The sequence below is a fragment of the Oerskovia merdavium genome, assembly GCF_014836755.1.
Classification (GTDB): domain Bacteria; phylum Actinomycetota; class Actinomycetes; order Actinomycetales; family Cellulomonadaceae; genus Oerskovia; species Oerskovia merdavium.
In genome coordinates this window covers 46,843-67,644 of record NZ_JACSQF010000012.1, presented here as the reverse complement: position 1 = coordinate 67,644, position 20,802 = coordinate 46,843, and the positions used below count along the sequence as shown (strand labels likewise).

The 20,802-nt window shown below is 72.2% G+C and carries 14 protein-coding genes; 8 read left to right on the top strand and 6 right to left on the bottom strand.

Features of this window, described 5'->3' with window-relative positions; genetic code table 11:
• Positions 1 to 141: 141 nt before the first annotated feature.
• Positions 142 to 1,608, top strand: a complete 1,467-nt coding sequence (locus tag H9641_RS12555; protein ID WP_191804255.1) for an amino acid permease — start codon at positions 142 to 144, stop codon at positions 1,606 to 1,608.
• 86 nt (positions 1,609 to 1,694) lie between these two features.
• On the opposite strand, the gene H9641_RS12550 is transcribed toward H9641_RS12555, so the two are convergent.
• Entirely contained in the window at positions 1,695 to 4,214 is a 2,520-nt protein-coding gene (locus tag H9641_RS12550) for a hypothetical protein (protein ID WP_191804253.1), read from the bottom strand.
• Between the two features lie 234 nt (positions 4,215 to 4,448).
• Here H9641_RS12550 and H9641_RS12545 point away from each other — a divergent pair, with 234 nt between their 5' ends.
• Positions 4,449 to 6,572, top strand: coding sequence for an MMPL family transporter (locus tag H9641_RS12545; protein WP_191804251.1), 2,124 nt, complete (start codon positions 4,449 to 4,451; stop codon positions 6,570 to 6,572).
• Positions 6,573 to 6,699: 127 nt separating this feature from the next.
• Positions 6,700 to 7,923 carry a Fic family protein gene (locus tag H9641_RS12540; RefSeq protein WP_191804249.1) on the top strand — a complete coding sequence of 408 codons (1,224 nt, stop codon included), beginning with the start codon at positions 6,700 to 6,702 and terminating at the stop codon, positions 7,921 to 7,923.
• Between the two features lie 72 nt (positions 7,924 to 7,995).
• Here H9641_RS12540 and H9641_RS12535 read toward each other — a convergent pair whose 3' ends face one another.
• Both H9641_RS12535 and H9641_RS12530 read right to left on the bottom strand, forming a co-directional pair.
• Positions 7,996 to 9,060 (bottom strand): lysylphosphatidylglycerol synthase transmembrane domain-containing protein, encoded by a 1,065-nt coding sequence (locus H9641_RS12535; protein WP_191804247.1) that lies wholly within the window; start codon positions 9,058 to 9,060, stop codon positions 7,996 to 7,998.
• A gap of 23 nt (positions 9,061 to 9,083) precedes the next feature.
• Positions 9,084 to 10,436: an NAD(P)/FAD-dependent oxidoreductase gene (locus H9641_RS12530; protein ID WP_191804245.1), complete on the bottom strand. Its 1,353-nt coding sequence runs from the start codon at positions 10,434 to 10,436 to the stop codon at positions 9,084 to 9,086.
• 300 nt (positions 10,437 to 10,736) lie between these two features.
• On the opposite strand from H9641_RS12530, the gene H9641_RS12525 reads away from it, so the two are divergent.
• The 3 genes from H9641_RS12525 to H9641_RS12515 all read left to right on the top strand — a co-directional run bounded on the left by H9641_RS12525 (position 10,737) and on the right by H9641_RS12515 (position 14,804).
• Complete coding sequence (locus H9641_RS12525; RefSeq protein ID WP_225220414.1) at positions 10,737 to 11,690, top strand: ATP-binding cassette domain-containing protein; 954 nt, start codon at positions 10,737 to 10,739, stop codon at positions 11,688 to 11,690.
• A gap of 92 nt (positions 11,691 to 11,782) precedes the next feature.
• The gene (locus H9641_RS12520) at positions 11,783 to 14,113 is read left to right on the top strand and encodes a YhgE/Pip domain-containing protein (protein WP_191804243.1); all 2,331 of its coding nucleotides are present in this window, start codon (positions 11,783 to 11,785) and stop codon (positions 14,111 to 14,113) included.
• A 22-nt stretch (positions 14,114 to 14,135) separates the two neighbouring features.
• Entirely contained in the window at positions 14,136 to 14,804 is a 669-nt protein-coding gene (locus H9641_RS12515) for a TetR/AcrR family transcriptional regulator (RefSeq protein WP_191804241.1), read from the top strand.
• Between the two features lie 288 nt (positions 14,805 to 15,092).
• Here H9641_RS12515 and H9641_RS12510 read toward each other — a convergent pair whose 3' ends face one another.
• Positions 15,093 to 15,830 carry an MIP/aquaporin family protein gene (locus H9641_RS12510; RefSeq protein ID WP_191804239.1) on the bottom strand — a complete coding sequence of 246 codons (738 nt, stop codon included), beginning with the start codon at positions 15,828 to 15,830 and terminating at the stop codon, positions 15,093 to 15,095.
• Between the two features lie 262 nt (positions 15,831 to 16,092).
• Between H9641_RS12510 and H9641_RS12505 the strand changes: the two genes are divergently transcribed.
• On the top strand, positions 16,093 to 17,826 hold the full coding sequence (locus tag H9641_RS12505) for a M20/M25/M40 family metallo-hydrolase (RefSeq protein ID WP_318244557.1): 1,734 nt from the start codon (positions 16,093 to 16,095) through the stop codon (positions 17,824 to 17,826).
• Positions 17,827 to 17,900: 74 nt separating this feature from the next.
• On the opposite strand, the gene H9641_RS12500 is transcribed toward H9641_RS12505, so the two are convergent.
• Positions 17,901 to 19,445 carry an APC family permease gene (locus tag H9641_RS12500; RefSeq protein ID WP_191804235.1) on the bottom strand — a complete coding sequence of 515 codons (1,545 nt, stop codon included), beginning with the start codon at positions 19,443 to 19,445 and terminating at the stop codon, positions 17,901 to 17,903.
• Between the two features lie 96 nt (positions 19,446 to 19,541).
• Here H9641_RS12500 and H9641_RS12495 point away from each other — a divergent pair, with 96 nt between their 5' ends.
• Positions 19,542 to 20,237, top strand: a complete 696-nt coding sequence (locus H9641_RS12495; protein WP_191804233.1) for an MOSC domain-containing protein — start codon at positions 19,542 to 19,544, stop codon at positions 20,235 to 20,237.
• 21 nt (positions 20,238 to 20,258) lie between these two features.
• Here the strand turns inward: H9641_RS12495 and H9641_RS12490 are convergent, their stop codons facing one another.
• On the bottom strand, positions 20,259 to 20,789 hold the full coding sequence (locus tag H9641_RS12490; RefSeq protein WP_191804231.1) for a PH domain-containing protein: 531 nt from the start codon (positions 20,787 to 20,789) through the stop codon (positions 20,259 to 20,261).
• Positions 20,790 to 20,802 lie beyond the last annotated feature (13 nt).

The window sequence follows — 20,802 nt, the reverse complement described above, 5'->3', positions numbered from 1 at the left end:
TCGAACGTATGTCGCTCCGGGCAACTGTGCGTGGTCGGTTCGCCCAGGGCGCAGCGGCGTCGAGCCGGTGGCGGGTCCGCGGGTACCGTGGAACGTCGCCGCCTCGGCGTCCTTCCTCGACCACGGAACGACCGCACCCCCATGACCAACGCACCTTCGCCGTCGGGCACGCCTGACGGCTCGTCCTCCTCCCTGCCCGACGGCGCCACGCACCCGCCCGCGCCCCTCGCCCCCGAGGGTGAGCAGCTCGCGCACGGCCTACGCACCCGCCACCTGACGATGATGGGCCTCGGCTCGGCGATCGGTGCCGGGCTGTTCCTCGGCAGCGGCGTCGGGATCGCGACGGCCGGACCAGCCGTCCTGGTCTCGTACGCGGTCGCCGGGCTGCTCGTGATCCTCGTCATGCGGATGCTCGCGGAGATGGCCGCGGCCGTGCCGTCGAGCGGGTCGTTCTCCGTCTACGCCGAGACCGCGCTGGGGCGCTGGGCGGGCTTCACGCTGGGCTGGCTGTACTGGTTCACGCTCATCATGGTGCTCGGTGCGGAGATCACGGGGGCCTCGCAGATCGTCTCCGGGTGGGTCCCGGGCGTGCCGCAGTGGGTCGTCGCGCTCGTGTTCGTCGCGGTGTTCGCGGTCGTGAACCTGTGGGGCGTCAAGCACTTCGGCGAGTTCGAGTTCTGGTTCGCGTTCATCAAGGTCGCGGCGATCGTCGCGTTCCTGGTGATCGGGGTCCTGCTCGTGCTGGGCTGGCTGCCCGGCACCGACCCGGTGGGCACGACCAACATCTTCGGTGACCCTGCCTCGCTCGCGGGCTTCGCGCCGAACGGGCTGCCGGGCATCGCGGCCGGGCTGCTGGTCGTCGTCTTCGCGTTCGGCGGTATCGAGATCGTGACGATCGCCGCGGCCGAGGCGCGCGACCCGCAGAAGGCGATCGTCACCGCGACGCGCTCGATCGTGTGGCGCATCCTCTTCTTCTACGTCGGCGCGGTCGCGATCATGGCGCTCGTGCTGCCGTGGGACGCCCCCGAGCTGCTGAGCGGCCCGTTCGTCGCGGTGCTCGACCTCGCGGGGCTGCCGAGCGCAGCCCGGCTCATGGAGGCCGTGGTGGTCGTGGCGCTGCTGTCGGCGTTCAACGCGAACGTCTACGGCACCTCGCGCATGGCGTTCTCGCTCGCGGGCCGCGGCGACGGCCACCCCGCGCTGACCAAGGTCTCGCCGACCGGGGTCCCCTGGGTCGCGGTGCTGCTCTCGGTGTTCTTCGGCCTCGTGTCCGTGGGGCTCAACTGGCTGCTGCCGGGCGAGGTCCTGGGCATCCTGCTCAACGCGGTGGGCTCGGCGCTGCTCGTCGTCTGGGTCTTCATCGCGGTGTCCCAGCTCCGGCTGCGCCGTCGCCTCGAGGCCGCAGCGGGCGGCGCGGACCGGATGACGCTGCGCATGTGGGCGTACCCGTGGCTCACGTGGGCGACGTTGGCGGGGTTGGCGGGGCTCGTGGTGCTCATGCTGTTCGACGACGCCGCGCGCGTCCAGCTCGTCTCGACCGTGGTGCTCGTGGGCGTGATCGTGGCGGTGTACGGGGTGCGGTCGTGGCTCCGGAAGCGGACCGCCTGACCCCTGAGGCGCCGAGAACGAGGTTGCGGTCGTTCTGGGCCCCAGAACGACCGCAACCTCGTTCTCGACGTGGCGTGGGGCGCGGGTCACCAGTCCCAGATGCCCTCGCCGATCACGAGCTTTCCGTCCTGGCCGATCACGTAGGTCGTCGAGTAGCGCAGGTCCCGTTCGTAGCTGTAGGGGGTGGGCTCGGTCTCGGCGAACCATCCGCCGCCAGGGGGCATGGTGCCCGTGCGGGTGACCTGGCCGTCCCGGACCTCCACGGTGATCGACGGCCCGTCGTCCGTCGCCGTGAACGTCGGGTCGGTCGTCACTGCCCACGCAGCGCCCGTGACCTCGTCGGCACGGTAGGAGAAGTCCGCGAGCTCGCACCCCTCGGGCTCGGCCTCGGGTGAGGCGACACATGCGTCGAGGTCTGCCCGAGCCGCTGCCTCGGCCGCGTCGAGCGCTTCCGACGTGAACGAGTAGCCGAGGACCTCGTCATCGGGCCCGTCGGACCAGACGTCCCCAGGCCCGCCGACGGTGAACGTCAGCGTGGGTGCGCTCTGGAGCTCTCCGACGTCGGGCAGTGTGACTTCCCACCGGCCGGGGAGCGCGCGGAACGCCGGTGAGCCGCTCGGCGCCAGGTCGACGTCCACGCCGTTCACGACGACGGTGCCCAACTGTTGGTTCGCGACCGATGCGAGGTCGACGACGGGGACCTCCGGAGCGACGAGCTCCCAGCGGTCGAACACGAGGAGCTCTGCTCCCGTGCGGCGGACCGTGAACGTCTGGGTCGACTTCCGGCCCTCCTGGTCGTAGGTGGCGGTGATGGTCGCGATGTCCTCGAAGCGCTCGATGTCGGTGATCGTGGCGCCGGTCGGCCGTTCCGCGACCCCTCCGTACACGTCGTTCGTGAGCAGGGTGCGCTCGCTGTTGGGCACGTCCGGGTCGGCGAGCGCGAGGGCAGCCTGGGCGTCGCCGCGCTCGAGGGCGTCGAGATAGGCCTCGACGGGGGCGGAGGGGGAGTAGACGGTGCTCGCGACGACGTTCCGTGCGACGGCGGCGCCGACCACCACGATGATCCCTGCGCCGACGGTCCCGAGGACGATCAGCGCCTTCTTGCGGTCGACGGCCGGGAGCGTGGGCGGACCCGCCTCGGGAGTGGTGGGGAGGCTCGACGGCGCCGAGCCCGCAGGCACGTCGTCCGCCCCGGGGTGCGGGTCGGCTCCGGACGGGGCGCTCTGGACGGCAGGCGCGGGAGGGGCGGTACCGTCACCTGCGGTGCCGCTGTCGCTGCCACCCGGGGGCTCGGTGGTGGTGCGGGTGGTCGACAGGAGGTTCACCAGTCGAGGCGGGAGCACCGCGACCACCCACGGGGCGAACCGGCGGGCCACGACCTCGACGAGCAGACCCCACGCTGCGGCGACGAGAGCCGTCCAGACGGCGAGATGCAGTGCGGCCTCGCCTGCTGCGGAGCCGAGGAGTCCTGCGGACGCGCTCCCGACAGCGCGCACCCCCGACACGAGGGTGGCGAGCAGCGTGACCGCTGCGAGGACCAAGGGGGTCGCCCAGGCGGCCGACCAGGGCAGGGGGTCGCGTGCGACGAGGCGCAAGCGGGTGCCGGCGGCGACGACCGCGATGACGGGAATCAGGACGGCGAGCCAGGCCCAGGCCGGCACGCCCTCGCTGGACAGCGTGGCGACGTACCCCGCTGCGGCGCCGCCTCCAGAAGCGCTCGCCTGGATGCCGCCGAGCGAGGCGACACCCAGTCCCAGGACCAGGACGTTGGGCAGGACGGTCAGGACGCCGGTGATCGTCTCACCCAGGCCGAGCCGTGCGACCCCGGCGATGAGAAGGATGATCAGGGTGAGGCCGACCGCGGGGACGGCACCGACGAGCAGCGCGTCGGCCGAGCGTCGGACGACGGCCGGCACGGGGATGCCCAGAGCAGTGAGCCCCGGCTGTGGCGAGCGGAGCGCGAGGCCGAGCGCGGCAGCAGTCGTGCCCACGAGGATGCCGCCCGCGAAGACTCCGAACGCGTTGACACCGGTCGTGAACGCATACTGGAACAGTCCGTCGCCCGTGCTCTGTGAGAAGCGGAAGACTGCCGCGAGGATCGCGCCCCCGAGCCCGAGGACGCCGCCCGTCACGAGGGACTCGAGCCACAGCGTGCGGGGTGCCCGAGGGGCGACCGCGTCGGTCGTGCGGCGCCGGACGACCGTCCACAGCAGGATGCCGGCCATGATGACGGCGGTGATCGACAGCGGCGCGAGGAAGACGCTCGCGGATCCCTGGCCGACCAGTGAGGCGTTGAGCGGGCCGAGCAGCGCCATGCCGACGAACAGGAACGGAAGCGTCAGTACCGCGCCGAGTCCGTCGACCGACACGTCGCTGCCCCCGCTCCAGGACGAGGCGTCGGTGGTCGCCATGCTGATCCCGAGCGCGACGACGGCGAGCAGAGCCACGACGAGTCCTGCCGCGTAGCCGATGCCCGCGCGGGCCGCAGCGGCCGTGAGCTGTTGACGGGTCAGAGGGAGCGTGGGCGGTGGCGCATGCCCGGCGGGCTCTCCCGTGGTCGCTCCCTCGGCGGACGAAGGGTTCGAGGCGATCGTCTCTTCTGGCATTGTCCTGGCGTCCCCCTGGGGCGCCGTCGTGGTCTCGATCGACCGAACCCAGAGACGCCCCCTGCTCTCTGGTGAATGTGGCGCCCCATTCGTAGCAGGTCGACCCCCCACGTAGGCACTTGTCCACAGGTTGGCTCCGCTCGCCCAGGCGATCAGAACCGTTGACACCCACCCCCTCGTGGGTGTGCGCTGGAATCTCGCGCCGAAGTGCACCGGGAGTCTCGGGGAGAACCCATGTCTCGCATCGCCGGCTGGATCACGCACCGTTACGCCAAGTGGGTCGTCATCGCGTTCTGGGCGGTCGTCCTGGCACTGACCGCGCCGCTGGCCGGCAAGCTCACGGGAGCGCAGGACAACGACGCCAAGTCCTGGCTCCCGGCCGACGCCGAGTCGACCCAGGTGCTCGACGTCGCGAGCAGCTTCACCTCGCCCAACACGATCCCGGCGGTCCTGGTCTACGTGCGCGAGTCGGGCCTCACGCCCGAGGACCTCGCGGCGGTCTCCCAGGACGTCGCGACGTTCGGTGAGCTCGACACCCTGGACGGGGACGTCGTCGGGCCGATCCCGTCCGAGGACGGGCAGGCCGCCCAGGTGGTCGTCCCGCTCGACCTGGGCAGCGAGGGGTGGAACCTCGCGGCCGACGCGGTCGCGGACCTGCGCGCGACCGCCGAGGACGGCGCGAACGGCATGGAGGTCTACGTGACCGGTCCGGCAGGGTCGGCCGCGGACTCGTCCGAGGCGTTCGAGGGCATCGACTCGACGCTGCTCTACGCAGCGGCGGGCGTCGTGATCGTGATCCTGCTGCTGACCTACCGCAGCCCCACGCTGTGGCTCCTGCCCGTGGTCTCGGCGGGGGTCGCGCTGACCGTGTCGCAGGCCGTGATCTACGTGCTGGCGGACACGACGGGCCTGACCGTGAACGCGCAGAGCGCGGGCATCCTCACGGTCCTGGTCTTCGGGGCGGGGACGGACTACGCCCTGTTGCTCGTCGCGCGCTACCGGGAAGAGCTCCGTCGCCACGAGGACCGGCACGAGGCCATGGCGCTCGCGCTGCACCGCGCGGGCCCGGCGATCGTCGCGAGCGGTGCGACGGTCGCGATCGGCATGCTGTGCCTGCTGTTCGCGCAGATGAGCTCGACGGCCGGGCTGGGGCCCGTCGCGGCGGTCGGGATCGTGGTCGCGCTGCTGGTCATGCTGACGCTGCTGCCCGCGCTGCTGGTCGCGACGGGCCGGTGGGTGTTCTGGCCGCGCGTGCCGCACCTGGGCGACGACGAGCCCACCGAGCACGGCGTCTGGGCGCGGCTCGGGACACGCATCTCCCACCGGCCCCGGCGCGTGTGGGTCGTGACGTCGATCGTCCTGGCCGTGCTGGGACTGGGCATCACGCAGCTCGACGCCAACGGGCTGTCGAGCGCCGAGTCGTTCCGGGGCGAGCAGCCCTCGATCGTGGGCGAGCAGGTCCTGAGCGAACATTTCCCGGCCGGCTCGGGGTCTCCCGTGGTCGTCGTCGCCGACGCCTCGTCGCCCACCGCGGTGGCAGCCGTGCACGACGCGTTCGCGAGCACCGAGGGCATCGATGCCTCGACCGTGACCGAGCCCGTGTCCGCGGGCGGCTACGCGTACATGGAGGGCACGCTCACGTCCGAGCCGGACTCCCGCGCGGCCTACGACACGGTCGACCGGGTCCGGGACGCGGTCCACGCCGTCCCGGACGCCGACGCCATGGTGGGCGGGGCGAGCGCGATCACGCTCGACGTCCAGCGCGCCTCGTCCGCGGACAACCAGCTCATCATCCCGATCATCCTGCTGACCGTGCTCGTCATCCTCGCGCTGCTCCTGCGCGCGATCACGGCCCCGCTCATCCTGGTGGCGACCGTGGTGCTGTCGTTCACCGCGGCCCTGGGCGTGAGCGCGCTCGTGTTCACGTACGTGTTCGGGTTCGAGGGCGCCGACACCTCGTTGCCGCTGTTCGTGTTCGTGTTCCTCGTCGCGCTCGGGATCGACTACAACATCTTCCTCATGACCCGGGTGCGCGAGGAGTCGCTGCGCGTCGGGACACGGCGGGGCGCGCTCATCGGGCTGGCTGCGACGGGAGCGGTCATCACGTCGGCCGGGCTGGTCCTCGCGGGGACGTTCGCGGTGCTGGGCACGCTGCCCGTGGTCGCGTTCGCGGAGATCGGGTTCGCGGTCGCGTTCGGCGTCCTGCTTGACACGCTCGTGGTCCGCTCGGTGCTCGTCACGGCGCTGAACCTCGACGTGGGGCGCCACATGTGGTGGCCGAGCGCACTGGGCCGCAAGGAGGACGTGCCGGTCGAGGAAGTGTCCGCGCTCCCGTCGGGCGCGCCGGTCCGCGAGTAGCGGCCCGCCAGGACGACCCACGCCCGACGGCGGAGCGCACCTCCCGGGGTCGGCGCCGTCGGGCGAACTGTGATCAAGCCGCTTCACTTACTTACAGTTTTGGTTGAACTGTAAGTACCATGGAGATATGACGACAGATCGGACGCCCCTCGTGCTCGCACCGGTCGGCCACGAGGAACACGTCTGGGTGGCGGAGGACGACGGGCTGTCCACCCGGGCCCAGGTCACGGCCGGGTCCGGGCCGTACACGTCGACGGTCCCCGCGGAGATCGCCGACCTGGCTCCCGACGTCCCGAACGACCTCGCCGCCGACGTCGAGGTGGCGACCACCGAGCTCACGCGCTTCGACGCGTACGCACGCACCGTGCTCGGCGTGGACAGCCCCGCACTCGGGCCCATGGCGTCGGTGCTGCTGCGCACCGAGTCGGCGTCGTCGTCGCAGATCGAGAACCTCACCGTGGGGGCCAGGCAGCTCGCACTCGCCGAGATCGACCAGTCGACCAGCGTGAACGCGCAGACCGTCGTCGCCAACGTGCGCGCGATGGAGGCAGCGCTCGCGCTGGCCGACAGGCTGGACGAGTCCGCGATCCTCACCATGCAGCACGAGCTCCTCTCGGGCCAGCGCGGCGGGGAGCAGCACGCAGGTCGATACCGCGACGGTCTGGTCTGGGTGGGGACGAGCAGCATCAGCCCGCGAGGAGCCTCGCACGTCGCCCCTCAGCCCGAGCTGGTCGCACCTGCGATGCGTGACCTGGTGGACTTCATGCACCGGGACGATCTCCCCGTCCTGGCCCAGGCTGCTGTCGCTCATGCGCAGTTCGAGACGATCCACCCGTTCGCTGACGGGAACGGACGTACGGGGCGCGCTCTCGTCCACGCCCTGCTCCGCTCCAAGGGGACGGTCCGACACACCACGGCCCCCGTCTCGGCGGGACTCCTGGTCGACACCGAGGCCTACTTCGACGCGCTCACGGCCTATCGTGAGGGCGACGCCCGGCCGATCGTCGAGCAGTTCGCCCGGGCCGGTCGCTACGCCGCACGTTCCGGTGCGCGGCTCGTCGACGACCTGGGGGCGCAGATCTCGCAGGCGAAGGAGCAGCTGGGGAACCTGCGTCCGCAAGCTGCGGCCTGGAAGGTCGTGCCCCACCTGGTCGCCCACCCCGTCGTCAACGCGGCGTTCCTGACCGGCAGGTTGGGGATGAACGCTGTGACCGCGCAGCGCGCATTGGTCCAGCTCTCCGACGCAGGTGTGCTCCAGGAGCGCACCGGCCGGCAGCGCAACCGCATCTGGCAGCACGACGGCATCCTGGCCGTGCTGGACGTGTTCGCGCAGGGCATCCGTCGGCGCTGATCGTCGCACGGAAGGCCCACGCCCGACGGCGGAGCGCACCTCCCGGGGCGCGGCGCCGTCGGGCGGGTCGCGTCAGACCACGTCCTCCCGCTGCAGCAGGCGCAGCGTGATCCAGCCGATCAGGACCGGGATCCAGCACGAGATCAGGCGGTAGAGCAGGACTGCCGGCAGGGCGATCGCGGACGCGATCCCGAAGCTCACGAGCCCGCCCGTGAGCGCGGCCTCGACGACGCCCACGCCTCCCGGGGTCGGTGCCGCCGAGGCGAGGGTCTGCCCGACCATGGTCGAGAACGCCGCGGCGATCGGGTCGTTGCCGCCGCCGAGCGCGAGGAGGCAGGCCCACAGGGTCGCGGCCGAGGACAGCGTGGTGCCCATCGCACCCAGGATCGAGAGGCCGAGCCGGCGCGGGTCCTTCGCGAGCCCGCCGAGCTGGCGGAACGCGGGCAGCACGTCGTCGCGCGCGTACGTGCGGACCGCGTGCCGGAACCGCGGCACCACGAGCACCGTGACGACCGTGACGACGACCGCCACGACCGCCGCGAGCAACGCCCACCGGGCCCAGCCCGGCATGTGGTGGTCGATGCTGCGCCCCGCGACGAGCGCCAGGATGCTCAGGAGCACCAGGTGGGTCAGGACCTGCACGATGCTCTGGAGAGCGACCGTGCCCGTCGCGAGCGCGGTGCTCATGCCCGACTTCGACAGGTAGCGGACGTTGAGCGCGAGCGACCCAACGCTCGCGGGCGTCGCGGTGCCCGCGAACGCGTTCGCGAGCTGGACCCGGGTGGTCCGCAGGAACGGCAGGTGCATCGGGGAGCAGGCCGCGAGCGAGGCCGCGGCCGCGAAGAACCCGGTCGCGGCGAAGAGCACGGCCAGGATCGCCCAGGCGGGCTGCGCGTCGCGCAGCGCCTTGCCCATCCGGGGGATCTCGCTGATCTCCGGGATGACCACGTAGGTGAGCCCGCCGATGAGCACGAACCACACGAGCACGCGCAGGGCGTGGCTCCGGGGCGACCGGACCACCTTGGGGGCCTGGTCCGGGGCCGCATCCGGCTGGCCCGGAGCCGCAGCCTGGGGTTCGGGGGTCGAGTCGTGCGAGATGGAGAGCTCCTTGCCGGGACGGGGACTGGTCGGTGACATTGTCGGCGGACGGGTCACGCGGTTCAGTCGTTCGGCGTGACCTCGGGCAGCGGCGACGGGCCGTCCGCGGGCACCCACCCCTTGGGCGGGCGGATCGTGGGGACGTCTCCCACGATCGGCACCGGGCGGCGGTGGAACGGGAAGCCGTAGCGCGTCACGAGGCCCGCGAGCGTCGTGAGGCGGTTGCGGGGCCCGATCAGGCTCATGATGTGCACGAACAGCCACGCGAGCCACGCGCTGCCGCGGGTCAGCCGCAGCTTCCCCGCGATGTCCGCGACGGCCGCGCGGCGTCCGATGACGGCCATGGTGCCCTTGTCGAGGTACCTGAGCGACGTCGTCGGGCGTCCCCGGACGAGCGCGCGGATGTTGCGCCCCGCGACCTTGCCCGACTGGATCGCGGGCTGGGCGAGCTGGGGCAGGCCCGCGGGCGAGATCGCGATGTCGCCGGCCGCGAAGTGGTCCGGCCAGCCCTCGACCTGCAGGTCGTCGCCCACGCGGATGCGGCCGCCGTCGCCCAGCGGGAGGTTCCAGCGCGAGACCTCCTCGTGCGGGGCCACGCCCGCGGCCCAGACCGTGAGGTCCGAGCGGATGAAGGTGCCGTCGGTGAGCTCGACGCCGTCGGGCAGGACCTTCGCGACGCCCGCACCCAGGTGCAGGTCGACACCGCGACGCTGGAGCTCGCGCGCCGCGTAGGTGCGGAGCTTGGCGGGGAACGGCTTGATGAGCTCGGTGCCGCGCTGGACGATCTTGACGCTGAACGCGTCGCCGTGGATCTCCGGGTACGCCGGGGCGAGGCCCTGCGTGCGCAGCTCGGCGAGCGCTCCCGCGACCTCGACCCCCGTCGACCCGCCGCCCACGACGACCACGCGGAGCCCGTCGTCGGTCTCCGGGGTGGCCGCGGACTTCTCGAGCCGGACGAACAGGGTGTCGCGGATCTTGAGCGCCTGAGAGCGGGAATACATCGCGAACGCGTGCTCCTTGGCGCCGGGCGTGCCGAAGAAGTTGGTCGTGACGCCGTTGGCCAGCACGAGGTAGTCGTAGCGGATCTCCTCGTCGTTGAGGAGCCGGAGGGTCTTGTGCTGCGGGTCGAGGCCCACGAGGTGCTCGTGCACCACGCGCACGTTGCGCTGCCGCAGGCGCAGGGCGCGCAGGAAGTAGGTGACGTCGCCGGGGTTCAGGCCGCCCGTGGCCACCTGGTAGAGCAGCGGCTGGAACGTGTTGTAGACGCGGCGGTCGATCAGCGTGATGCGCACCGGGGCTCCGGCGAGCGCCTTGACGGTCGCGAGGCCGGCGAACCCGCCGCCCACGACGACGACGTGGGGGAGCGCGTCGTGCGCCCCGGTGGGCGCGGGCTGCGCGGCGGTGCCGTCGTTCACTGTGTGTGCCTCTCGATACGTCTCGTGGTGCGACACGACGATGTGCCGGGTGGTCCGGGGCACGAGCGTATGCCGGGCGGGGGCCCGCTGCCACGGTGCCGCGCGCTGCGCGGGGCCCCGCGGAGGGATCGGCGGGGGTGTCGCCAGCGGCCGGGCCGCGGGTCAGGGCGGCTCCCGTGACGCGGATCACGGGTCCTTCCGTCCGGCGTCGTGTGGACAACCGAGCCCCTCGGCGCGTAACTTCGAACTGACCGGTCAGTCTAAAAGAGTGGCCGGACTGGAACTTTCGGAGGAACCCCCATGAACCAGCCCGTCGCCCGACACGGCAGCGACGAGGCCACGTACCTCGTGCAGGCCAGCGTGACCACGCCCGCCGGCGCCCCTGGCACCACGAACCACCAGGTGCCCGACGCCGTCGCGCACCTCCCGCAGGGCGGCCTCGCCGCCGCGGACATCGCCGACGACATGACGCTGCGCGGCCCGCACGGCGGCGAGATCGCCGAGACCTTCGAGCCCGCCGACGGCGCGCCGCTCCCCGCCGCGAGCCCGCACGCGATCAGCGCCTACGACCTCCAGCTCCACGGCCCGCGCGGCCTGGTCTACGGACCCGTCGACCTCGAGGTCCCCGCCGGTGAGGTCGTCGTCCTCCAGGGCCCGCAGGGCGCCGGGCGCTCGAGCCTGCTCCTGACCCTCGCGGGCCGCATGGCCCCCGACCACACCCCGGACGGCTGGCTCGTCGTGCTCGGCGAGAGCCTCACGGGCCGTCGTGCGCGCCGCACCGCGGTCCAGCGTCGCGCGGCGATCGCGGGCTTCCACGGGATCGACGAGCTCGACGACGCCGTCACGGTCGGCGACTCGGTGCGCGAACGCCTCACCTGGCTCGCGCCCTGGTACCGCCGGACGCCCAAGGTCACCCAGGAGGTCTACGAGCGCACGGCCCGCCCCGTGTTCGGCCCGCGCGAGCTGCCCGCGCTCGACTCGATGGTCTGGGACCTCGACGAGGTCGACGCGATGCTCCTGCGCATCGCGATCGCCATGGCCCAGGGCCCCGAGCTGCTCGTGGTCGACGACCTCGACCAGGTCCACGACTCGGCACGCCGCCAGATCGTCTGGGAGCGCCTCGAGGCGATCGCGGCCACGGGCGTGACCGTCGTCGGCTCGGTCGCCTCCGCAGGCGAGGTCGACGCGATGCGCTGGGGCCGTGCCCCGCACGTCGTGCGGCTCGCGACCGGCCCGCAGCTCGTCGCGGCCTGACCCCCACCCCTCCCGGGCGACGGTCGTCGCCCCGCCCACGCTCCGGCGTCGGGCCCCTCCTTCGCACGTACAGAACGGAAACACCTCTCGTGATGTCTTGGACCTCCACCGGTACGGAGCTGCGGCGGTTCCGCCGCGGCCTCCTGCCCAAGCTCGCCGTGGGCGCGATGATCTTCGTGCCCCTGCTCTACGGGGCGATGTACCTGTGGGCCTTCTGGGACCCGACCGGCAACCTCGACAAGCTGCCCGTCGCGATCGTCAACGCCGACACGGGCACCACGATCGCGTCCGAGGACGGCGACGAGACGCTGAACGCGGGCGAGGACGTCACGACCAAGCTCGTCGACTCGGGCGACCTCGAGTGGGCCCAGGTCGACGCCACGACGGCCGAGAAGGGCGTCAAGGACGGCACCTACTACTTCGCGCTGACCATCCCCGAGGGCTTCTCCGAGGGCATCGCGAGCGCCGCGGGCGACGACCCGCAGGCCGCTCAGCTCATGGTCACGTACAACGACGCGAACTCGTTCCTCGCGACGACCCTGGGACGCAGCGCCATGACGCAGGTCCAGGGCGCGGTGCGCGAGGAGATCGGTGCGCAGGCCGTCGACAAGGTCCTCGTGGGCCTCGGCAGCGCGCGTGACGGGTTCGCGCAGGCCTCCGACGGGTCGCTCACGCTCACCACGGCGAGCGGCCAGCTGACCGACGGTGCGACGCAGGTCGCCGACGGCGCCACGACCGCAGCCGACGGCGCGGGCACGCTCGCGTCCGGGATCGACCAGCTCGCCGACGGTGCGGGCAGCGCCGTGACCGGTGCGGGCAAGCTCGCGAACGGCGCCGGCGCCCTGTCGCAGGGTGCGTCCTCCGCGAGCGCCGGAGCCTCGAAGCTCGCCGCAGGCGCTTCGTCCGCGGCCGACGGTGCGTCGGCCCTCGCGGCCGGCGCGGCCACGACGCAGTCGGGCATGGTCCAGCTCGCCGACGGCGCGCACCAGCTCGCCACGGGCTTCACGGCCCCGACGGGCCTCGTGGCCGGGGCGGACCAGGCCGCCGCGGGCGCCCAGCAGGTGGCCGACGGCGTCACGCAGGTCCAGGGACAGGTCACCTCGCTCGCGGGGAGCGTCCCGACGCTCCGCGCGCTGCTCCAGCAGAACGCCGCGGTGCTCGGCGCCTCGACCGACCCCCAGGCGCAGGCGCTCGCGGCCGCGAACAAGCAGGCTCTCGGCCAGCTGCCCTCGGACGCCGAGCTCGCGCAGAGCGCGGCCGGACTCCGGGCTCTGGCGGACGGCTCGCAGCAGGTCGCCGCAGGGCTGCCCGCACTCTCCACGGGCATCAAGGCGGCCTCGGCCGGCGCTGCGCAGATCGACGCGCAGCTCCACCCGGGCTCGGGCGCGCAGACCGTCCGGGACGGCGTCGATGGCGTGGCGGCCGGTGCCGCGAACCTGAGCAGCGGTCTCTCGACCCTGCGCGGCGGTGCCTCCGACCTCGCGGCGGGGAACGCGTCGCTCGCGTCCGGTGCGGGCACGCTCGCGGCCGGCACCTCGTCCCTGTACTCGGGCGCCCAGCAGCTCGCGACCGGTGCGCAGTCCGCCGCGACCGGGGCAGGCGCGCTCGCCGAGGGCACCCGCACCCTGGCCGACGGCGCGACGCAGGTCGCCGACGGCGGCGCCCAGCTCACCGAGGGCGCGCAGACCCTGACCGACAAGCTCGCCGAGGGCTCCGAGGCCATCCCCGACGACGGCACGGCCCTGCGCGAGCAGCGCGCCGAGGTCATCGCGGCCCCCGTGACCGTCGCGGACACCGACCTGGCCGAGGCCGAGGGCTTCGGCGAGGGCTTCGCGCCGTTCTTCATCCCGCTCGCCCTGTTCGTGGGCGCGCTCATCACGTGGCTGCTCATGCGTCCGCTGCCCTCGCGGGCCCTCGCGACGCCGGCCTCGGGCCTGCGCGCCACGCTCGCCGGGTTCCTGCCCGCGCTGTGCATCGGGTTCGCCCAGGTCGCCGTGATGCTCGCGGTCATCCACTGGGGCGTGGGGCTCGACATGACCCACGCGCTCGGGACGCTCGCGTTCACGACCCTCGTCGCCGCGACGTTCCTCGCGCTCCAGCAGGCCCTCATGGCTCTGCTCGGCCCGGCTGCGGGCAAGGTCGCGATCCTGGCGCTGCTCATGCTCCAGCTCGCGTCCTCGGGCGGCACCTACCCGGTGCAGACCACGCCCGCGTTCTTCCAGGCCATCCACCCGCTGCTGCCCATGAGCTACGCCGTGGACGGGCTGCGCCAGACGATCACGGGCGGGGTCGACGGACGGCTCTGGTTCGCGGTGGTCTACCTCGGCGTGCTGCTGCTAGCGTCGCTGGCGATCAGCGCCTGGCGGGCGGGGCGCATGCGCACCTGGACCCTCGACCGCCTGCACCCGGCGCTCGAGATCTGACGACGAAGAGGCTGGACGAACGATGACGACGACCAAGGCGGACCCGACGGCGGACGGACGCGACGCCGTCGGGCCCCTTGAGCCGGGAGCCACCGCGGAGTCCGGCGCCCCGACGGGGACCCGGCGCGAGCAGGCCTTCGCGGCCCGTCGCGCCGGGACCCGGCAGCAGATCATCGACGCGGCCGTGAGCCTCATCGCCGACCAGGGCTTCACGGCCACGTCCGTCGAGGACATCGCGTCCGCGGCGGGCGTGGCCAAGGGCAGCGTCTACTACAACTTCGGGTCCAAGTCCGACGTGTTCGAGGCGGCGCTCGCGGGCGGCCTCGAACGACTGACCCTCACGCTCGAGTCGGCCCGCGCCGACCTGCACGGCAAGGCCGCGCTCGCGGCGCTCATCGCGTCGCTGCTCGAGCAGATCCGCGCCCACCCGGACTTCGCGAAGCTCCTCGCGGCCGAGGTCTTCCGGGTCGGGCGCGAGTGGCAGGAGACCGTGGGGCACATCCGCGCACGCGTCATCGAGTTCTACGCCGCGGCGCTGCGCGAGGAGCGGCCCGGCGCGGACGTGTCGCTGCTCGCGGCCTCGGTGTTCGGGGCGACGCTCGTCGCAGGGCTCGAGTGGCTCGTGTTCCAGCCCGAGCGCGAGTTCGACGAGGTCCTGGCCGCGGTGCTGGAGCTGATCGCGGGGCTGTGACGGGCGTCGGCTGGCCCACCGGAGCCGCGGTGCTGGCCGCACTCGCCGGCTGCGGGCGCCGGCAGCGCACCGCACACACGGGATGCGGTGCTCCCCGGGGGCAGACGTGTTTCTGCGTAGCCACCACCATTGTGGTGGCTGTGCAGAAAAACGTCTGCCCGGGACCCAGGCCCGTGCCCGGCTCGGCCGAGACCCGACGGCGCGTCGCGCGTGCCGCGGGCGCCCCTCGGCTGACCTCGGGCGACCCGACGGCAGGGCGCTCGCTCCGCCGTCGGGCAGCGGCACTGCTCAGCCCAGCAGCAGCTTCCAGCAGCCCACACCGATGACCCCTGCGATCAGCGGCGCGGCGACCGGAACCCACGAGTAGCCCCAGTCGGACGGCCCCTTGTGCTTGAGGGGCAGGAGCGCGTGCACGATGCGCGGCCCGAGGTCACGGGCCGGGTTGAGCGCGGGCCCCGTGGGGCCGCCGAGCCCCGCGACGAGCCCCCACACCAGGAAGCCGAGCGCGAGGTGCGCCAGACCGGGCTCGGTCGTCGTCAGGGGCGAGTTGATGATCGCCAGCGCACACGAGAACAGGATGACCGAGCCGAGCAGCTCGTTCGCGAACCCGTTCACGCGGCTGTGCGCGGCGTTGACGGTCGAGAAGGTCGCGAGCACGTCGGCGGAGCTCTCGGTGCGGTCGTAGTACGGCTTGTGGGTCGCGACGATCGCGAGCTGCCCCGCCATGGCCCCGAGCATCTGCGCGACCACGTACGGAGCGACGTCGGCCCACGGGAACATGCCCCACGTCGCGAGCCCGATCGTGAACGCCGGGTTGATGTGGTTCCCGCTGATCCCGCCGAACATCAGGGCCGGGATCATGACACCGAACCCGTAGCCCATCGCGATGAGGCTCCAGCCGCCGCGGTACCCCTTGGACCCCTTGAGGTGCACGTTCGCGACCGTGCCGTTGCCGATGATGATGAGAATCGCCGTGCCGATGAACTCGCACGCGGCGCGCACCGCCAGGGAGTAGTCCGGATCCATGCGCACACCCTGTCAGGGGCGAGCGCCGGGAGGGCGGCGCGACACCCCGCGAGACGGGGCCCGGCGCGAGCCGGAGGGCTCGGGATCCGTGCGGTCCCGGAAGTCACCTGAAAAAGGACGACGCGGTAAGTATCGTGTTAAGTCCCTGCTTTCCTCTGTCGTCTTCTGCCCGCTGCCCTTACGCTCGCGACAACCGAACTCCCCGCAACGTCGCGCCGAGTGTGCGGTCGCCTGCGTGGGGGACCAGTGGAGGAGAACGAGTGTGAGAACACGTCCGATCGTCCCGTCCGTCGCCGCGCTGAGCCTGGGGCTCGCCGCGGTGTTCGTCCCACCGGCAGCGGCAGCCCCGCCTGCCCCGCCCGCCCCGCTCGAGGACCACGTCTCGGGCGCGGCCGTCATGCAGCACCTCGAGCAGCTCCAGGCCATCGCGGACGCCAACGGAGGCAACCGCGCCATCGAGACCCCCGGCTACGAGGCCAGCGCCGCGTACGTCGAGCAGGTCCTGACCGACGCCGGGTACACGCCCGAGCGCCAGTACTTCTCGTTCGACGACCTGAACGTCGACGAGCTCTCGCTCACGGCAGCAGGGGTCGCCGTCACCGCCGACGTCTACCCCGCCGAGTTCGCCCCCGACACCCCGGCGGGCGGCGTCACCGGCCCGCTCGTCCAGCCTGTCGACGCCCTCAAGCACGGCTGCACGGCCGAGGACTGGGCCGGGGTCCAGGCCACGGGCGGCGTCGCTCTGATCAGCCGCGGCACGTGCGCGTTCGGCCTCAAGGTCCAGCTCGCCGCCGAGGCCGGTGCCTCGGCCGTCATCATCTACAACAACACGATCGGCGCCATCAACCCGACGCTCGGTGCACCCAGCGACGACTGGGTACCCGCGGTCGGCATCCCGCAGGCCGCGGGTCAGGCCATCCTCGCGGCGCTCGCGGGCGGCCCGGCCGACGCGACCTACGTGCTCCAGACGTCGATCGTCTCGCACACGACCTTCAACATCCTCGCCGAGACGAGCACGGGCCGGGCTGACAACGTCGTCATGCTCGGTGCGCACCTCGACGGCGTGCCCGAGGGGCCGGGCATCAACGACAACGGGTCGGGCTCCGCGGCGATCCTCGAGACCGCGGTCCAGCTCGCCGAGCACGGCGGCCCGCTCGACAACCAGGTGCGCTTCGCCTGGTGGGGGGCCGAGGAGGTGGGCCTGGTCGGGTCGACGCACTACGTCGACGACCTGGTCGCGAACGACCCGACGACGCTCGACCAGATCGCGACCTACCTGAACTTCGACATGGTGGGTTCGCCGAACTACGTGATCGGGGTCTACGACGCCGACGAGTCCACCTACCCGGCGCCCGTCGAGGTCCCGCCGGGCTCGCCCGAGACCGAGGACGTGTTCACGGACTACTTCGACTCGATCGGTCAGGCCTGGGTCGACTCGGAGTTCTCGGGCCGGTCGGACTACCAGGCGTTCATCGCGAACGGCGTCCCGGCCTCGGGCCTGTTCACGGGGGCCGACGACATCAAGACCGACGCGGAGGTCGCGCTGTTCGGCGGCACCGCGGGGATCTGGCAGGACCCCAACTACCACTCGGTGAACGACGACATCGAGAACATCGACCCGGTCGCGCTCGACATCAACGCCAAGGCGATCGCGCACGCCACGGCGTCGCTCGCGGCCGACACGTCGGCGATCAACGGCGTGGTCTCGCCCGTCGACCCCGAGCTCACGGGGCTCACGGCGACCGCGCGCTGCACGGGCAAGGTCGCCACGCTCTCGGTCGTCGCGATCAACGGTGAGGACCGGCCGCTCGACGTGCTCTTCACGACGCCGTTCGGCACCAAGACGTTCAACCACGTCAACCCGGACAAGAACGTGCACCAGTCGTTCAGCGCCCGGTCCGGCTCGCTCCCGGCGGGCAGCGTGACCGTCAAGGCGTGGGACGACGCGGGCTCGCAGGAGACCTACACGGTCGACTACGCGGCGCTCACCTGCTGATCTGGTTGTCAGACCGCGCCCCCTCCTCCGGTGCGACTCTCGCCGGGGGAGGGGGCGCCGTCGTGCACGGACGGTCAGGCAGGCGGAGCAGGATCGCCCGGCGCCCCCGGCCCACGCGCGGCGGCGGCCTCCTCGGCCTCGCGCGCCGCGACGTTGCGCTTGGACAGGAGCGAGTTCCGGTACCCGAACGACGCGTAGATCACGAGCCCGATCACGACCCACACGAGGAACCGCAGCCACGTGAGCGTCGTCAGGTTCGTCATGAGCCACAGGCACGCGACGCCCGAGAAGATGGGCAGCACGGGCGACCACGGAACGCGGAAGCCGCGCGCGATGTCGGGGCGCGAGCGGCGCAGGATCGGGATGCCGAAGCTCACGAGCACGAACGCCGACAACGTCCCGATGTTGATCATCTCCTCGAGCAGCTCCACCTGCGCGAGCCCCGCGATGAGCGCGACCACGATGCCCGCCCCGACCTGGAGCCGGACCGGGGTGTGGAAGCGGTGGGAAGTCTTGGAGACGCCGCGCGGCAGCAGGCCGTCGCGGCTCATCGAGAACATGACGCGCGTGAGTCCCAGCAGCAGGACCATGATCACGGTCGTCAGACCGATGAGGATGCCCACCGAGATGACGCGCCCCGCCCAGTCCGCGCCCACCAGGATGAAGGCCGTGGTCAGCGACGGGTCGTCCGAGGCCGCGAGGTCCGTGTACGGGACCATGCCCGTGACCACGAGCGTCACCAGGATGTACAGCACCGTGACGACCGCGAGTCCGCTGAGGATGCCCTTGGGGATGGTCTTCTGCGGGTTCTTGGCCTCCTCGGCCGTGGTCGCGACGACGTCGAACCCGATGAACGCGAAGAAGACGAGGGCCGCGCCCGCGAGCAGGCCCATGACGCCGTAGGTCGTGGGCTCGAGGCCCGTGAGGAACCCGAACAGGGGCTGCTCGAGCGCCGTCTTCTCGGGTGCGGGCTGCGACGGCGGGATGAACGGCGTGTAGTTCTCGGCCTTGACGTAGAAGAAGCCCACGACGATCACGAACAGCGTGATCGCGACCTTGATGACCGTGAACACGCTGTTGATGCGGCTGCTGAGCTTGGTGCCGATCGCGAGGAGCGTCGTGAAGACGCCGACGATGAACACGGGCCCCCACTCGAGGTCGACCGGGCCGATCGGGATGCTCAGCGGCAGGTCCACGCCGAACAGCGAGAACGCGTCGGAGAGGTAGATGCCCCAGAACTTCGCGATCACGGCCGCCGCGAGCAGCATCTCCAGGATGAGGTCCCAGCCGATGATCCACGCGACGAGCTCGCCCATGGTCGCGTAGGAGAACGTGTAGGCCGAGCCCGCGATGGGCAGCGCCGAGGCGAACTCGGCGTAGCACATGACGGCCAGCGCGCACACGATCGAGGCGATGACGAACGAGATGATGACGGAGGGCCCGGCGAAGTTCGCCGCCGCAGTGGCGCCCACCGAGAAGATGCCCGCCCCGACCGCGACCGCGACGCCCATGACCGCGAGGTCCCAGGCGTTGAGGTCCCGCTTGAGCGAGCGTTCCGGGTCGTCGAGCGACGCGAGGGACTCCTCGACGGACTTGAGTCGCAGAACACCTTTGGCCATCGCTCCAGTCTGTCGGCCGGGTGGGCATCACGCGCGGTGGGGCCCGACGGTGGCGCGAGCTGTCCACGCGGCGGGCGGACCTGGGAGAATCCTCCGATGACCACCGCCACCCCGGACCCCACCCGTCCCGGCGCGCCGCTCGGCGCGACCGGCGAGCTCCTCGCCGTGTGCCGCGTGCACGTGCTGCTGCCCGACGCGGGCGCGGTCGGTGTGACCGCGATCGACAAGCGACCCGTCGAGGGGCCCGTCAAGGTCCGTCCCCTGGGGCTGTACGCCGACGTCCAGGCCGACCGTGCGCACCACGGCGGCGAGGAGCAGGCCGTGTACGCGTACTCGCAGGAGGACGCGGACCACTGGTCGGCCGAGCTCGGCTACGAGGTCGCTCCCGGGCTGTTCGGCGAGAACTTCCGCACGCGCGGCGTCGCGGCGAGCGGGGCGCTGATCGGCGAGCGCTGGCAGGTCGGGACCGCGGTGCTCGAGGTCACGCAGCCGCGGACCCCGTGCTCGACGTTCGCGCGGCGCCTGGGCGAGGACCGCTGGGTCAAGCGGTTCACGGACGCCAACCGGACGGGCGCGTACCTGCGCGTCGTGACGACGGGGGAGGTGCGGGCCGGTGACGCGGTCGAGGTCGTGTTCCGGCCCTCGCACGGCGTGACGATCGCCGACTGGTTCGGGTCGCGCGTCGCCGGGACGACGGTCGAGGTCGCGCGGCGGCTCCTGGCGTCCGAGGCAGAGGGCGAGATCCGGCTGTCGGCCGAGATGCGGGAGCGGACCGAGCGCGCCGTCCGCTGACCCGTCGGGAGTCCGGGTGGCTCAGCGCGTCGGGCGCGTCGGCTCGCTCGGGGGCCACTCGCCGTCGTCCGAGCCGTCGTCGGCTGCGAACAGCAGCTCGTGGAGCCGGACCTGGACCTCCTCGACGCGCGGGACGTCGGGCAGGGTCATGCCCGGTTTGGCCGTCGCGTCCGAGATGATGAGCGTCCCGCAGCCGAACATGCGGTCGACCAGGTCCTTCTCGTACGTGACGTCGTTGATGCGGTAGAGCGGGATGTCACGGCCCGTACGCGTGATGATGCCCGTCCGGGTCGAGAGACGCTTGGTCGTGATGGTGTAGTTCGTGGTCAGCCAGCGCAGGTGCGGCACCACGACCCAGACGACCGCCAGGACGGCGGCGACGCCGAGCGTGCCCCACAGCACCACGGGGTGCTCGGGCGAGAACCAGAGGATGGCCGTCGCGGCGCCCACGATCAGGATCAGGACGAGGATCGGCAGGAACAGGGCCTTGGGGTGGGTCCGTAGCTCCATGACGACGGTCTCGCCCTCGGCGAGGTTCTTGTTGACGCTCATGGGGAGCATCGTG